This window comes from Paraburkholderia sp. 40, from assembly GCF_050434105.1.
Lineage (GTDB): Bacteria > Pseudomonadota > Gammaproteobacteria > Burkholderiales > Burkholderiaceae > Paraburkholderia > Paraburkholderia tuberum.
This window is the reverse complement of record NZ_JBNPVY010000004.1, coordinates 3,650,823-3,664,129: the sequence shown is the minus strand read 5'-3', so window position 1 is coordinate 3,664,129 and position 13,307 is coordinate 3,650,823. Positions and strand designations below refer to the sequence as shown.

General features: G+C 63.0%; 14 protein-coding genes and 2 pseudogenes. 10 read left to right on the top strand and 6 right to left on the bottom strand.

Going from position 1 to position 13,307, the window contains the following annotated elements:
- The first annotated feature begins 138 nt into the window (after window positions 1–138).
- Complete coding sequence (locus OKW28_RS38935; protein WP_429453328.1) at window positions 139–720, top strand: acyloxyacyl hydrolase; 582 nt, start codon at window positions 139–141, stop codon at window positions 718–720.
- A 41-nt stretch (window positions 721–761) separates the two neighbouring features.
- A complete protein-coding gene (locus tag OKW28_RS38930) occupies window positions 762–1,145 on the top strand; it encodes a nuclear transport factor 2 family protein (RefSeq protein WP_429453327.1) in 384 nt (127 codons plus the stop codon).
- Window positions 1,146–1,342: 197 nt separating this feature from the next.
- On the opposite strand, the pseudogene OKW28_RS38925 reads toward OKW28_RS38930, so the two are convergent.
- Window positions 1,343–2,329: pseudogene (locus tag OKW28_RS38925) on the bottom strand (2-isopropylmalate synthase); the annotation flags it as partial.
- 381 nt (window positions 2,330–2,710) lie between these two features.
- Window positions 2,711–3,682, bottom strand: a complete 972-nt coding sequence (gene ybiB / locus OKW28_RS38920; protein ID WP_429453325.1) for a DNA-binding protein YbiB — start codon at window positions 3,680–3,682, stop codon at window positions 2,711–2,713.
- Between the two features lie 222 nt (window positions 3,683–3,904).
- Here ybiB and OKW28_RS38915 point away from each other — a divergent pair, with 222 nt between their 5' ends.
- Together OKW28_RS38915 and maiA are read left to right on the top strand one after the other, a co-directional pair.
- Window positions 3,905–4,603, top strand: coding sequence for a fumarylacetoacetate hydrolase family protein (locus OKW28_RS38915; protein ID WP_429453323.1), 699 nt, complete (start codon window positions 3,905–3,907; stop codon window positions 4,601–4,603).
- Between the two features lie 34 nt (window positions 4,604–4,637).
- Window positions 4,638–5,282, top strand: a complete 645-nt coding sequence (maiA, locus tag OKW28_RS38910) for a maleylacetoacetate isomerase (protein ID WP_429453322.1) — start codon at window positions 4,638–4,640, stop codon at window positions 5,280–5,282.
- A 112-nt stretch (window positions 5,283–5,394) separates the two neighbouring features.
- Here the strand turns inward: maiA and ftsY are convergent, their stop codons facing one another.
- Window positions 5,395–6,546: a signal recognition particle-docking protein FtsY gene (gene ftsY / locus OKW28_RS38905; protein WP_429453320.1), complete on the bottom strand. Its 1,152-nt coding sequence runs from the start codon at window positions 6,544–6,546 to the stop codon at window positions 5,395–5,397.
- A 250-nt stretch (window positions 6,547–6,796) separates the two neighbouring features.
- Here ftsY and rsmD point away from each other — a divergent pair, with 250 nt between their 5' ends.
- The 3 genes and pseudogenes from rsmD to OKW28_RS38890 form a co-directional block, all read left to right on the top strand.
- The gene (gene rsmD / locus OKW28_RS38900) at window positions 6,797–7,411 is read left to right on the top strand and encodes a 16S rRNA (guanine(966)-N(2))-methyltransferase RsmD (protein WP_187619203.1); all 615 of its coding nucleotides are present in this window, start codon (window positions 6,797–6,799) and stop codon (window positions 7,409–7,411) included.
- 100 nt (window positions 7,412–7,511) lie between these two features.
- A complete protein-coding gene (coaD, locus tag OKW28_RS38895; RefSeq protein WP_062125937.1) occupies window positions 7,512–8,021 on the top strand; it encodes a pantetheine-phosphate adenylyltransferase in 510 nt (169 codons plus the stop codon).
- Between the two features lie 296 nt (window positions 8,022–8,317).
- Window positions 8,318–8,478 (top strand): annotated as a pseudogene (locus tag OKW28_RS38890) (porin); the annotation flags it as partial.
- 35 nt (window positions 8,479–8,513) lie between these two features.
- Here OKW28_RS38890 and OKW28_RS38885 read toward each other — a convergent pair.
- Window positions 8,514–8,861, bottom strand: a complete 348-nt coding sequence (locus tag OKW28_RS38885) for a winged helix-turn-helix domain-containing protein (RefSeq protein ID WP_429453318.1) — start codon at window positions 8,859–8,861, stop codon at window positions 8,514–8,516.
- A gap of 240 nt (window positions 8,862–9,101) precedes the next feature.
- Between OKW28_RS38885 and OKW28_RS38880 the strand changes: the two genes are divergently transcribed.
- The 3 genes from OKW28_RS38880 (at window position 9,102) to OKW28_RS38870 (ending at window position 11,382) form a co-directional block, all read left to right on the top strand.
- Window positions 9,102–9,482: a hypothetical protein gene (locus tag OKW28_RS38880; protein WP_429453316.1), complete on the top strand. Its 381-nt coding sequence runs from the start codon at window positions 9,102–9,104 to the stop codon at window positions 9,480–9,482.
- A 991-nt stretch (window positions 9,483–10,473) separates the two neighbouring features.
- Window positions 10,474–11,091 carry a hypothetical protein gene (locus OKW28_RS38875; RefSeq protein WP_429453314.1) on the top strand — a complete coding sequence of 206 codons (618 nt, stop codon included), beginning with the start codon at window positions 10,474–10,476 and terminating at the stop codon, window positions 11,089–11,091.
- A gap of 33 nt (window positions 11,092–11,124) precedes the next feature.
- The gene (locus OKW28_RS38870) at window positions 11,125–11,382 is read left to right on the top strand and encodes a YfhL family 4Fe-4S dicluster ferredoxin (RefSeq protein ID WP_429453312.1); all 258 of its coding nucleotides are present in this window, start codon (window positions 11,125–11,127) and stop codon (window positions 11,380–11,382) included.
- 78 nt (window positions 11,383–11,460) lie between these two features.
- On the opposite strand, the gene hisC is transcribed toward OKW28_RS38870, so the two are convergent.
- Together hisC and pth are read right to left on the bottom strand one after the other, a co-directional pair.
- Window positions 11,461–12,540 carry a histidinol-phosphate transaminase gene (gene hisC, locus OKW28_RS38865; RefSeq protein WP_429453310.1) on the bottom strand — a complete coding sequence of 360 codons (1,080 nt, stop codon included), beginning with the start codon at window positions 12,538–12,540 and terminating at the stop codon, window positions 11,461–11,463.
- Between the two features lie 50 nt (window positions 12,541–12,590).
- Window positions 12,591–13,196: an aminoacyl-tRNA hydrolase gene (pth, locus tag OKW28_RS38860; protein ID WP_429453308.1), complete on the bottom strand. Its 606-nt coding sequence runs from the start codon at window positions 13,194–13,196 to the stop codon at window positions 12,591–12,593.
- Between the last annotated feature and the right edge of the window lie 111 nt (window positions 13,197–13,307).

Sequence of the window (13,307 nt, the reverse complement as noted above, 5' to 3'; positions counted from 1 at the left end):
GCTCATGTTTGACTGACATCGTCCCGTTTTAAAGAGAATAATTGCTGGCCATGGGCATTCTCTGGGAAATACTTGCTCCTGAATTCGTGCCTGGAATAAAGGGGGCGCTCGCTTAATACTCGGCAGTATGGGGGACGGATGAACAGGCAGAATCTTGTGGTGCGTGGGCTTACTCTACTTACTCTAAAAGGCACGTTTGCCGTTTTGCTCGTTCTGCTGTTGGGTGCGGCGGGCGCGTCCCAAGCTGAGCAGTTCGGCGTGCAGGTGGCCGCCGGCGTCGGCGACCATCACGTCAGGACGCTCGATTTCGGCGTGGTTTGGGATCCGAACCTGACCTGGTGGCAGATCGGCGACTGGCATTTCGCGCTGCTCGGCGAGGCGCATGTCGCGTGGTGGCACACCAATGAAGGAAACGTTCACGACAACATCGGCGAGTTCGGCGTGACGCCGGTGATCCGCTTCATCAGGTCGTCGGGTTCGGTGCGGCCATTCATCGAGGTGGGTGCCGGCGTCCGGCTGCTGACCAGCCCGCGCATTTCTTCCGACTTCACGTTGGGCACCTCGTTCCAGTTCGCCGAGATGGCGGGCGTCGGGTTGCAGTTCGGCGCTCGTGAGCAGTATGTCGCCGGCTACCGCTTCCAGCATGTCTCCAATGGCGGTATCAAAGAGCCGAATCCTGGTATAAATTTCAGCCAGCTATATTTGCAATATCACTTCTGACCGTGGCCGCCTGCGGCTCGCGGTGTTCGAGGGGCTCTGCAATGGCGGCAAAGATGATCGAAGCGATCCGCGGGCTCGAGCGAGAGCGTTTTCGCGCGATGGTCGATGGCGATGGGCAGTCGCTCGACACGCTGCTCGCGGACAACGTGAGCTACGTCCATACGAATGGCAAGCGCGAGACGAAGCGGCAGTTCATCGACGGGATCACCGCGGGGCGCCGTCGTTATCGGCAAATCGAGGTGCAGTCGCAGGATGTCTTGCCGGCCGGGCGCGAGACCTACGTCGTCACGGGCCGCGCGCTGATCGAGATTGAGGCGAACAACGGCGCGCTCCTGTTTCCGATTGCCTATACCGCGATTCACACGCACGAAGACGGGCAGTGGCGACTGATCGCGTGGCAGGCGACCCGTTGCGCGCTCGAGTGAGATTCTCATCGGGCGGGCGCGCCTCGTGAGCGCGTCTCCAGCGGCAGCGGAATGCGGGTGTGCACTCCGCTGCAGCAGGCTCGAGGCCCAACGCGAATTCACGCGGTCGCGCATTCGCCAGCTTTGTCGCGGCTGTTTGCGCCGTGCTCGTCTACATCGGCATCCGCGTCGCGCGCCTCGCGCGTGCCGCGCATCGCTACCTCTCCCGCATACGGATGCCGCGCCGCAACCGGAAGCCGCGTGCAGCGTTCCGCCACGCGCCTGATCGTCGCGAGATCCGAGAAATCCAGACCGCTGTCGATACCCATCGCGTCGAGATTCATCGCGACTGTGACGAGATCGACGTTGCCGGTGCGCTCGCCATTGCCGAACAGACAGCCTTCGATGCGATCCGCGCCCGCCAGCAGCGCGAGTTGCGCCGCGGCCACGGCGGTGCCGCGATCGTTGTGCGGATGCACCGACAGCACGATGCTGTCGCGGTAACCGAGGTTGCGATGCATCCATTCGATCTGGTCGGCGAACACGTTCGGCGTGGCCGCTTCGACGCTTGCCGGCAGGTTGACGATCATCTTGTGATCGCGCGTAGGCCGCCACGTTTGCGCGAGCGCGTCGCACACCTCGCGCGCGAACGGCAGCTCGGTCGTGTTGAAGGTCTCGGGCGAGTACTGGAAGGTCCAGCGCGTGCCCGGCCGCGCCTGCGCGTGTTCCTTGATGAGGCCCGTGCCTTCGACGGCAAGCGCCTTGATCTCATCCTTCGGCTGCTGAAACACGATGCGCCGGAACGACGGGCAGATCGCGTTGTACAGATGCACAATCGCGCGCGGCGCGCCTTCGAGCGCGTCGAACGTGCGTGCGATCAGCTCCGCGCGCGACGGCACGAAGACTTCGATCGTGACGTCGTCGGGAATGCGTCGCTCGTCGATCAGCTTGCGCACGAAGTCGAAATCGGTGTGCGACGCCGACGGAAAGCCCACTTCGATTTCCTTGAAACCGATCGCGACCAGCATCTCGAAGTATTCGAGCTTCTGCGCAGCGTTCATCGGTTCGATCAGCGCCTGATTGCCGTCGCGCAGGTCCGTGCTCATCCAGACGGGTGCGGCGTCGACCGTGCGACTCGGCCATTTGCGGCCGGTCAGCCGGACGGCGGGAAAAGGGCGGTACTTTTCAGCGGGATTGCGCAACACGGTGAGGTGCCTCATTCGTGGTGTCGTCGGCGGAGGGTGGGGACGTCGAGCGGTTGGCCGACTGTGCACGCATGCACGCTGCGGATGCTGCCCATGCAACGTACATTTGATCCTCTCGCATCGTCCGCGCGGTAAACGGACGAATGCAAACGACGACAGGTTGTGGAGAACTACGACGGGGGCGAAGCGAAACTGCGGGAACTACGGGGAGGACCGCCGACGGCAACCGGAGCTGCCAGCGCGCGGCGCTACGCGAGACTTACGCCAGGCGTAGCGATAGGGGCCGCGCTAGGCGGCCGGAGATAATTCGGAGGGTGTTCGGAAGGGAACGCATGAGGCCAAATGTATGACGGCGTGCGTTGGCCTGTCAACCCGCGGCCGTCAGGCCGCCGTCTTCGCGATATCGACGATCAGCTCGACCTGCCGCTCGAGCGCGCCAGGCACCGGCGCTTCGCCGCGCAGCACGGCGTCGATCCAGGCGGCCGTGGTCGCCGCGTCGCGCGCTTCGGGCAGCTCGACTTCGGGCGCATCGGGCGACGAGCGCTCGTGCGGCAGCCGCGTCTCGCAGATGCCGTCATGCAGCCAGTCGACCTGCACCTGGCGGCGAGTATCGGCGACCGCCTCGCCTTCGGTGCCGCGCGCGAGTAGCGCACCGCCGACGGCCGCATCGGGATGCGTGATGAACAGCTGAGTGAGACTGTCGCGATACGGCGGATGCGTGTAGTTCACGAGCCGCAATCCCGCGGGCGCGAACGGCTGCAGCAGCTTCACAAGCGTATGCGTCGAATTGCGCACGCCCATGCGCCGGCGCAGCGCGAGCAGGCGCGCGAGCTTGGGAGCCAGTACGTCGATCGAGGCGAACGCGACGCGGCGCTCCGCAAGTCCAGCTTCGATCTGCGCGTGCGACTGCGCATGGGCGATGCGCAGATGTGTGAAGATTTCCGCGCTCGTCACCCGACCCAGATCCTCGGTGACGCCGTGTACCAGCACCGGCACGCCTTCGCGGGCGAGCAGCAGCGCGAGCAGCGGCACGAGGTTCGGCTGCTTGCGCGCGCCGTTGTACGACGGAATCGACACCGGCCGAAACGCGCCGTGCGGCAGCCGCACCGGCTCGAACGACGTATGCGCGGCGGCCAGCATCGCGGCGAGTTCGTCGGCGGTTTCGCCTTTCACGCGATACGCGAGCAGCACCGCGCCGAGTTCGAGATCGTCGACGCGGCCGTCGAGCATCGCGGTGTAGAGCGAGCGCGTGTCGTCGGCGGTCAGCGCGCGGGCGCCATTCGGGCCGCGGCCGATTTCCTTGATGAATCGGGCCCAGGGGAAGGGAGAAGTGGTATCGGTGGAGTCGGTCATCGTGCGCAAGAGGCGGGTGGCGTGCCGCGCTTGGCGGTTCGCTACGCCATTCGGGGAACAGTTCGGTGTGAGTATCGCATCTATGGCGAGCGGGCGAACAGCAACGAAGCGGGCACGCAGTGGCGCGCGACGGGCCGCCTGACATGCCCCCGCGCCGTGCCGCGCGTTAAACTCGATGTTTCTCGCCGCCTCGGCGGCGCACATCGGAAAACGGAGAACGGGATGAGTTACGTATTTGCACCCGCACCGCAGGTCGCGGTGCCGGTCGTGGGGTCGAGAGAGCAGTTCGCGGTGCGCCGCATCTACTGCGTGGGGCGCAACTACGAGGCGCACGCGCGTGAAATGGGCCACGACCCGGACCGCGAGCCGCCGTTCTTCTTCACGAAGCCGGCCGATGCGATCGTGTACGTCGCGCCGGGCACGACCGGCGAATTCCCGTATCCGTCGCAGACCAGGAACGTCCATTTCGAAATGGAAATGGTCGCGGCGATCGGCGAGGGCGGCAAAGACATCCCCGTCGACCGCGCGCTCGACCACGTCTACGGCTACGCGCTCGGTCTCGACATGACGCGCCGCGACCTGCAAGGCGAAGCGAAGAAAATGGGTCGTCCGTGGGATACCGCCAAGGGCTTCGATCACTCGGCGCCACTCGGCCCGATCCATCCGGCTTCGACGGTTGGTCACATCGGCAAAGGCGAGATCTGGCTGTCGGTGAATGGCGAGGACAAGCAGCGCGCGGATGTGTCGCAGCTGATCTGGTCGGTGGCCGAGACGATCGCGTATCTGTCGACGCTGTTCGAACTGCGGCCTGGCGACCTGATTTTCACCGGCACGCCGGAAGGCGTCGGCGCGGTCGTGAAGGGTGACCTGATGAAGGGCGGCGTGGATGGGCTCGGCGAGTTCAGCGTGCGCGTCGTCTGAGACGGCTTGCGTGCAGGTGGAGGAGGCAGACAACATGAAGCTCTACAGCTATTTCCGTAGCTCCGCGTCGTATCGCGTGCGCATCGCGCTGAACGTGAAGAACCTGTCGTACGACTACGTACCCGTGCACCTCGTGCGCGAAGGCGGCGAGCAACTGAAGCCCGAGTATCGCAAGATCAACCCCGACTGCACCGTGCCGACGCTCGCCGACGGCAGTCATTTGCTGCCGCAGTCGCTCGCGATCATCGAGTACCTCGAGGAGACGCACCCGGAGCCGCCGCTGCTGCCGAAGGCGCCGCTCGATCGCGCGTATGTGCGCTCGGTGGCGCTGCAGGTCGCGTGCGAGATTCATCCGTTGAACAATCTGCGCGTGCTGCGCTATCTGAAGCACACGCTGCGAGTCGACGACGACGCGAAGGACGCGTGGTACCGGCACTGGATCGACGCGGGCTTCGCGACGCTGGAGACGCATCTTGCCGGCGACGCGCGCACCGGCAAACTGTGTTTCGGCGACGCACCGACACTCGCCGACGCGTGCCTGATTCCGCAGGTATTCAACGCGCAGCGCTTCAAGGTCGACACCGCAAAGTTTCCGACGATCCAGCGCATCTACGATCACGCGATGCAACTCGATGCGTTCGCGCGCGCGGCGCCGGGCGTGCAGCCGGACGCGGAGTGAGCCCGGGATCGCCGACACATCGAGGGCAGCTTGAAACGAAAAAAGGGCGCTCCGCGGAGTGCCCTTTTCCTTGGGTTCGCCGCGAGCGCCGAGCGCCACAACGATCACGCGATCAGCCGCCCAGTAGCGCGTCCGAAAACTCCTCCGCGCTGAACGGCTGCAGATCCTCGACCTTTTCGCCGACGCCGATGAAATACACCGGAATCGGCCGCTGCCGCGCGATCGCCGCGAGGATGCCGCCCTTCGCGGTGCCGTCGAGCTTGGTGACGATCAGGCCGGTGAGCCCGAGCGCGTCGTCGAACGCCTTGACCTGTGTGAGCGCGTTCTGGCCGGTGTTCGCGTCGATCACGAGCAGCACTTCGTGCGGCGCGCCGTCCTGCGCCTTGCCAATCACGCGCTTCACCTTACGCAGTTCTTCCATCAGATGCAGTTGCGTGGGCAGGCGGCCGGCCGTGTCGGCCATCATCACGTCGATCTTGCGCGCGCGCGCGGCGCCGACCGCGTCGAAGATCACCGCGGCCGGGTCGCCGCTTTCCTGCGCGACCACGGTCACGTTGTTGCGCTGGCCCCACACGGCGAGTTGCTCGCGTGCGGCGGCGCGGAACGTGTCGCCGGCGGCGAGCAGCACCGATTGGTCAAAGCTCTGCAGATGCTTCGCGAGCTTGCCGATGCTCGTGGTTTTGCCCGCGCCGTTGACGCCGGCGATCATCATCACGAGCGGTTGCGCGCGGCCGAGCATCAGCGATTTTTCGAGCGGCTTGAGCAACTCGACGAGCAGTGTGCGCAAGGCGGTTTTGACCTGCAGGGGGGCCGTCAGGCGTTCGCCGCGCACTTTTTCGCGCAGCGCTTCGAGCAGGAATTCGGTCGCCTCGACGCCTGCGTCAGACATCAGCAGCGCGGTTTCCAGTTCCTCGTACAGGTCCTCGTCGATCTTCGTGCCGACGAAAATGCCGGTCAGGTTCGAACTGGTTTTCGCGAGGCCGCTCTTCAGACGCGTAAGCCACGAGCGCTTCGCGCCGGCATCCTGCTCGGGCGGCGGGACGATTTCGACGGTGTCGAGCATGGCGTCTGGCGGCTCGGGCTGCGGCTCGATGATCGTCGTGGCCACAGGAGGAACGGGGGGCGCGGTAGGCTCGATCGGTTCGGCGGGCGCAACGGGCGCAACCTCGGCCTCGGGTGCCGCGCCGTCTTGCGCCGCCAGCGATTCGTCTGCGGCGGTATCGGACTCTTTCGAGCCCTTGAATCGTTTGAAAAAGCTGAACATGATCTGACGTATGGGAGAGGGCGCCGATGCGCGCAGCCGGCACGGGACCGGCGAAGCGGTGGGCAGCGCCGGGATGCGAAAAGGCGGGGCGCTGGCAGCCGCACATTTTATCAGGCGTGCCGCGGCGCGTCGTATCGGCCGCTCGGCCAGGCTGGACGCGCGCCAACCCTGTGGTAACGTGAGCGCTCCGGCCCGCGCGCATCGACGCCGCGGGCGTGTTCATCACCTGGCTGAAACTGCACGATACTGCATGCCTCGTTTAGCACCTTCACGCGCCGCTGGCGCTTCGTCCAAAAGTGGCAAACCGCATGCCATTCGCATCATCGGCGGCGACTGGAAACGCACGCCGCTGCCCGTGCTCGATCTGGACGGCTTGCGCCCGACGCCCGACCGCGTCCGCGAAACGCTGTTCAACTGGCTCGGCCAGCGTCTGGACGGCCAGCACTGCCTCGATCTGTTCGCTGGTAGTGGGGCGCTCGGCTTCGAGGCCGCGTCGCGCGGCGCCGCTCGCGTGCTGATGGTGGAGCGCCATGCGCGCGCTGCCGGCCAGTTGCGCGCAAACCAGCAGCGGCTCGATGCACGCATGATCGAAATCGCCGAGGCGGACGGGCTGCGTCTTGCGGCGAGTCTCGCGCCAGGCTCGTTCGACGTCGTGTTCCTCGATCCGCCGTTCGATGCCGACCTGCTCGGCAAGGCGCTCGCGGTGGCCGTGCCGCTCGTGCGCGCCGACGGCTATCTTTATGTCGAGGCCGGCGAAGCGCTCGAACCGGCCGCTCACGAGCCGCTGTCAGGCTGGGAACTCGTGCGGCAGGGCAAAGCGGGCGCTGTGCACTTTCATTTGCTGCAGCGCGAAAATAAGGAATAATGCGCGTTCCAAAAAAGGGCCGGGCGGTTTATCGTCATCCGCGCCGGTGCGAAATGTGTCGCCCGGAAGTGCCCTTTTGTCTGAAGTGAGGAGAAGTCTCATGGTAGTCGCCGTGTACCCGGGCACGTTCGACCCGCTGACGCGCGGTCACGAAGACCTCGTTCGGCGCGCGTCGAGCATTTTCGACACGCTGGTGGTGGGTGTGGCCGACAGCCGTGCCAAGAAGCCGTTTTTCACTCTCCAGGAGCGCCTCGCGATTGCGCATGAGGTGCTCGGCCACTATCCGAACGTCCAGGTGATGAGCTTCAAGGGACTGCTGAAGGACTTCGTTCGGACCAACAACGCGCGGGTGATCGTCAGGGGGCTGCGCGCAGTGTCGGACTTCGAGTACGAGTTCCAGATGGCGGGCATGAACCGTTATCTGCTGCCCGACGTCGAGACGATGTTCATGACGCCGTCCGATCAGTATCAGTTCATCTCGGGCACGATCGTGCGCGAGATCGCGCAATTGGGCGGCGACGTCAGCAAGTTCGTGTTCCCGTCCGTCGAAAAATGGCTGAAGGAGAAGGTCGCTTCGCTGGATCCGCAGGACGGCGCTCAGGGGACCTGAGCCTGAGTCGCGCGAATGCCGGATTTGACGGATCAAGACCGGCCAGGCCTCGGTTATCGGCGCCAGGTGCATCGGTCGGCTGTTCTAAGTAATGTTGGCGAGCCGTATTGGCGGCGAACGTCGATCCTGTCGTTACGCAAGGGCATCACTGTATTCGATGGTTCGCGCAAGCTGCGATGTCAATGTTGATGCGAAGAACAAGAATTGTTTCTTCATCGCAAACGGGCCGATCATCAATAGTCACGCCGGCTTGTCAGGTTCCTGCGGAATCCTATCCGGAAAAAGTCACGGGCGTGGGCAATCGATATACCTTTGTCCAATTCGCCGAGTATGAACTGACGAAGCGCACCAGTACGGTACGATGGACTTCAACAGGGTGACAGGTGCCGCGTACGTGGAATTGCCGGGGCGGAGCAACCAGACGGGCATTGCAAGAGGAATGAGGAGTTTTTTCTAACCGGATAGTGCCGGCTTAACCGACGCTGAACAATGTCAGCTTCCCTTCGTGGCTTTGGCGAACGCCTCGGCAAGCTTGTCGAAGTGTCGGAGGGCCGCGGGCGTCAGCTCGACCTGTTTGCGGCGAGCGTCTTCGGTGTCGTTGAGCAGGAGCCAGCCCTTTTCGCGCATTGACGTGATACGGGCATGCAAGGTAGCCGGCGACCCCAGCGCACTTTGGGCCATCATGTCTCGAACCGACAGGCGTTCGTTTTTTTGCCTCATGCGAGCAACGAACTCCAGGATCTTTTCTTCGAGCGGATCGAGCGCGGGAAGTGAGGGAAGACCTCGCAGTGCTTCGGTCAATTGAAGAAATCGAAGATAGATATCAGCAGGGCGGGCCATGACCATCGCTCCAACGAAAACGCCGCTCACCCGAGCGCGGAAAGCGAACCTTGATGCTGCCCAGCGACAACCGGGCTTCCCTATTTTATCTCCATGTCCAGCTTACGTTTGCATTTGCTCCCGGTCGCGGGCACGGCCATCGCGTTCGCGCTGTCGCTCTCGATCGACCAGGAAGTCTTCACGCACATCGAGTTCGTCCGGGGCATGAACTGAATCTACCGGCCGTCAGGAGTCAGACTATTGAGCACCTTGCTTCTGGGGGGCGATGGCGCAATCGGCTTGCTATTAGCGAGCTGGCTCGTCGCCCTCTTCAATTTCTTCCCGCACGACCCTGTGCGGTCAATCGCCGGCGGAATTATCGCTACGGTGGCGCCGTATGCGGTGTATCGCCAAAGCTTCTTCTTGATGTGTGGCGGCGATTCGTCCGGCGCGCTCAGCGTACGGCCTCGTACTCTTTTGCACGGGTATAAAAGGGAAAAGCAGGTTGAGCATGGGCTTTTGCCGTTATGCAACCGATCAAACGTAACCGACCGGTCGGCGCGAGCCAGAAAACCGGTCGGTCCGGACAGCGCGTTCCACGCGAACCATTTCTCTCAGGTTTGGCCGTTACAAAAACTATAACGATAAAGTCGCGCGTTGGCAAGGTTCGTGCGGGTGGTCAGCTCGAGCCGTCGCTGGAGGACGATTGGCTGCTTTCCGAAGGCGGATTCAACCGGTCGATGCAACACTATGATCGTCGATCAAGTGGCGAAGGCTGTAGGGCGCTACGTGCTCGTGGAGGATCGGCCAATCTACCGCGAGTAGCGGAATCGTTGGGTCTTTCCGACACCAGTACGCAACAAACCGCGCCCAGCCCCCGAGAAACATTCCCTTGCCAGAACTCAGCAGACACGGAGGGCGAGCGACAGGCGGAACCAGCATCCGCGGCATTCCCGCCGCCAGGGTTTCAAGGGCGTCCGACGATTCGCGTGACGCCAGCAGACTGTCCTCGGTATCAGACAGGTATCGACGTACTTCTTCTGCGACGCATGTGCTGCGAAGTTCCAGGTAAGAGGCGCGAACTTCATCCAGTACTGAAGTGGGCACACACGAATAATTGGAGCCACCCAGCCTTTCCAAAGCAGCGCGCCTGACGAAGTCAGGAAGTGCCCCCAACCTTGTTTCGCAGCCGAGCAACGCATCTTGAAAGACGGGATAGCACGCGAGCCATTCAGCAGGCGGGCGGCCTACTGGTCGGCGTGCCGATAGCCACCGGTTCGTCCGGATAGCGCGTTCCGTTCCAGCCTGTTCTCTCAGGTTCATCGCTATAAAAAGCATATCAATATGGACGCGGCTCTGCATGCCTGTCGAGCCGGGCATAAAGCTATACATGGGTTTTCGGTCGCGTCGCGCGGAACTTGAGGGCCTCGCGAAATTTTTTCCGTGAGCGTCACGATATCTGTGACCGAAAGCCTGCTGCTTGTGCTCGCGGAACGCCATACGGGCACGCTATGATGCATTCGGCAAAAGCAACCGAGGATGGCTCACCGCAATGTCTAGCTTACGTTTGCATTTTTGGTCGATCGCTGGGACCCTGATCGCGTTCCTGGCGTCGCTGTGGATCAATCAGGAGGTGTTTACGCACACGTCTTTCGTGCGAGGCGTCAACTGGATTTTCCTGCCGTCCGGTGTTCGGCTTCTCAGCACGTTGCTGGTTGGGTTCGATGGTGCACTCGGCCTGCTGCTTGCCGGACTGATTACAGACTTTCTGTACTGGTTTCCGCATGACCCGGTGCGTGCAATAGCAGGCGCTTTGCTTGGGTCACTGGCACCGTATCTGGTCTACAGGTTTGCGCTCGAGTATTTCGATCTGCGCGCATCGCTGACGAACCTGACGCCGAAGCGGCTGCTTGTTCTGGCTGTCGCCTATTCGGGAGCAAATACGCTGTTTCACCACCTGTGGTTCGCGCTGGCCGGTACGACGAAGAACTGGTTCGAAAGCTTCTTCACGATGTTTGTGGGTGATCTGGCCGGCGCGCTAATCATTCTGTATGTGATCAAGGCACTGCTGGCCTTGTTGCCGAAACAGCCCGGCAATTCCCGCGTCTCGAATGGCATGTTCAGCATCCAGTTGGCGTTGAACAACGCATACGCCAACCAGTTTGCGACGAAGGCTACCTGGCCGAGAAGCGCAGCCGTCCATGATCCTGGCGTGGGATTGCATGGCCGTGCGGGGGCGAAAAAGCTATAATGTATTGTTTTCTCTAGCAAAGTTGGTGGCGGCATGGCCCTGATGATTACCGACGAGTGCATCAATTGCGACGTCTGCGAGCCCGAGTGCCCGAACGACGCGATTTCGATGGGCCCGGAAATCTATGTGATCGACCCGAAGAAGTGCACTGAGTGCGTCGGTCATTTCGACGAGCCGCAATGCGTTCAGGTGTGTCCGGTCGAGTGCATCCCGCGTGACCCGAACCACTTGGAAACGCGCGAAGGTTTGATGGCGAAATATCACGCGTTGCAGGCCGCCAAGGGCACCTGACGTTCGCGGGTGACGCGCAAAAGAAAACGGCGAAGGCCTGCGGGCCTTCGCCGTTTTTTTTGGGGGGCGGCGTTTCCGTTATCCGACGTAAGCGCTGAAAATGCCGCGCAAAGCGTCGAGCAGTATGTCGCATTCGGCGTCGGTGCCGACCGAGATCCGCAAATGCTGGTCGATGCGCGGCGCGTTGAAATGCCGCACGAAAATTTCTTTTTGCCGCAGCCGCGACGCGAGCGTCGCCGCGTCGTACCCCTCATGCCGCGCGAACAGCAGATTCGCCGCCGATGGCACCACCTCGAAGCCGAGCGCGGTCAATTCCGCCGCAAGCCGTTCGCGGCTCGCGATTACCTTCGCGCAGCATTCGCGAAACCACGCGTCGTCTTCATAGGCGGCGGTGGCCGCGACTTGCGCGAGGCGGTCGAGCGGGTACGAATTGAAGCTGTCCTTCACGCGATTGAGCGCATCGATCAACGCAGGATCGCCGAACGCAAAGCCGACGCGCATGCCGGCGAGCGAACGCGACTTCGACACGGTCTGCACGACGAGCAGATTCGGATAGCGCGCGATCAGCGCAATCGCCGACTCGGCGCCGAAGTCGACATACGCTTCGTCAATCACCACGACCGAATCAGGATGGCTCGCGACGAGGCGTTCGATTTCCGCGAGCGGCAGCGGCCGGCCGGTCGGCGCGTTCGGATTCGGAAATAGGATGCCGCTGTTGTGCACCGTGTAGTCGTCGACGTTGATCGCGAAGCTGTCGTCGAGGGGGATGGTCCGGTAGTCGACCTCGAACAGCTTCGCGTAGGTCGGATAGAAGCTGTAAGTGATGTCGGGAAAAAGCAGCGGCTTGTCGTGCTTGAGCAAGGCCTGGAACGTTAGCGCGAGTACCTCGTCCGAGCCGTTGCCCGCGAACACCTGCTCGGCGCGGATGCCGTGATACGCGGCGACCGTTTCGCGCAGCTTGCGTGCGCTCGGATCGGGATAGCGGCGCAGTGCGTCGGCCGTGTCGCCGAGCTCGCGGCGGATCGCGTCTAGCACGCGCGGCGACGGCGGATACGGATTCTCGTTGGTATTCAGCTTCACCGGATGCGCGAGCGCGGGCTGCTCGCCCGGCACGTACGGCGTCAGACGGTGAACGATGTCGCTCCAGTAGCGGCTCAAGCGATTCTCCTTGCGGGGCCGATTGCGGGTGTCGATGAGTGTGGCGCGCGTCAGCTGTTGTTGCGATGCAGTTGCATCATTGCGCGTTCGAGCTCGCCCTTGATGATCTGTGGCATCACCGCGAGCGCGCGTTCGATCGACGCGTCGATGACCGCCTGCTCTTCTCGCCGCGGCGGCTTCAGCACATAGTTCGCGACGTCCAGCTTCGCGCCGGCGCGCGCGCTTTCGGGAATCAGATCGCGCGGATGGCCGATGCCGATCCGCAGCCGCCAGTATTGCTGCGACGACAGATGCGCGCTGATGTCCTTCAGCCCATTATGCCCGCCGCTGCCGCCGCCGAGCTTCAGCTTGACGCTGCCGGGTGGCATGTCGAGCTCGTCGTGCGCGACGAGGATCTCGTCGGGAAGAATCTTGAAGAATTGCGCGAGCGCGACGACCGATTGACCAGAGCGGTTCATGTAGGTTTGCGGCTCGAGCAGATGCACTTCCTCGCCATGCAACCGCGCTTTCGCGTAAAAGCCGTGAAAGCGCCGCTCGTCGCGCAGCGCGGTGCCAGCCTCGCGCGCGAGTTGATCGACCAGCCAGCAGCCGGCGTTGTGACGCGTCGCGGTGTATTCGGCGCCCGGATTGCCGAGCCCGACGATCAGCTTGATCATGATTGCGTGAGTCCACCAAGTCCGGAAGTGAAACGTACCGGACTAGAAAAGCCGAAAAAAAACCCGCCAGGGCGAACCTCGGCGGGTCACATCGACCGTTTCATAGGAAAC

Bases quoted from the DNA above. Each gene is read 5' to 3' on its own strand.
- rsmD (WP_187619203.1), top strand. From the start codon at position 6,797: ATGCCTCGTTTAGCACCTTCACGCGCCGCTGGCGCTTCGTCCAAAAGT.
- OKW28_RS38870 (WP_429453312.1), top strand. From the start codon at position 11,125: ATGGCCCTGATGATTACCGACGAGTGCATCAATTGCGACGTCTGCGAG.
- ftsY (WP_429453320.1), bottom strand. From the start codon at position 6,546: ATGTTCAGCTTTTTCAAACGATTCAAGGGCTCGAAAGAGTCCGATACC.
- coaD (WP_062125937.1), top strand. From the start codon at position 7,512: ATGGTAGTCGCCGTGTACCCGGGCACGTTCGACCCGCTGACGCGCGGT.
- OKW28_RS38885 (WP_429453318.1), bottom strand. From the start codon at position 8,861: ATGGCCCGCCCTGCTGATATCTATCTTCGATTTCTTCAATTGACCGAA.
- OKW28_RS38930 (WP_429453327.1), top strand. From the start codon at position 762: ATGGCGGCAAAGATGATCGAAGCGATCCGCGGGCTCGAGCGAGAGCGT.
- ybiB (WP_429453325.1), bottom strand. From the start codon at position 3,682: ATGACCGACTCCACCGATACCACTTCTCCCTTCCCCTGGGCCCGATTC.
- pth (WP_429453308.1), bottom strand. From the start codon at position 13,196: ATGATCAAGCTGATCGTCGGGCTCGGCAATCCGGGCGCCGAATACACC.
- OKW28_RS38935 (WP_429453328.1), top strand. From the start codon at position 139: ATGAACAGGCAGAATCTTGTGGTGCGTGGGCTTACTCTACTTACTCTA.
- OKW28_RS38915 (WP_429453323.1), top strand. From the start codon at position 3,905: ATGAGTTACGTATTTGCACCCGCACCGCAGGTCGCGGTGCCGGTCGTG.
- maiA (WP_429453322.1), top strand. From the start codon at position 4,638: ATGAAGCTCTACAGCTATTTCCGTAGCTCCGCGTCGTATCGCGTGCGC.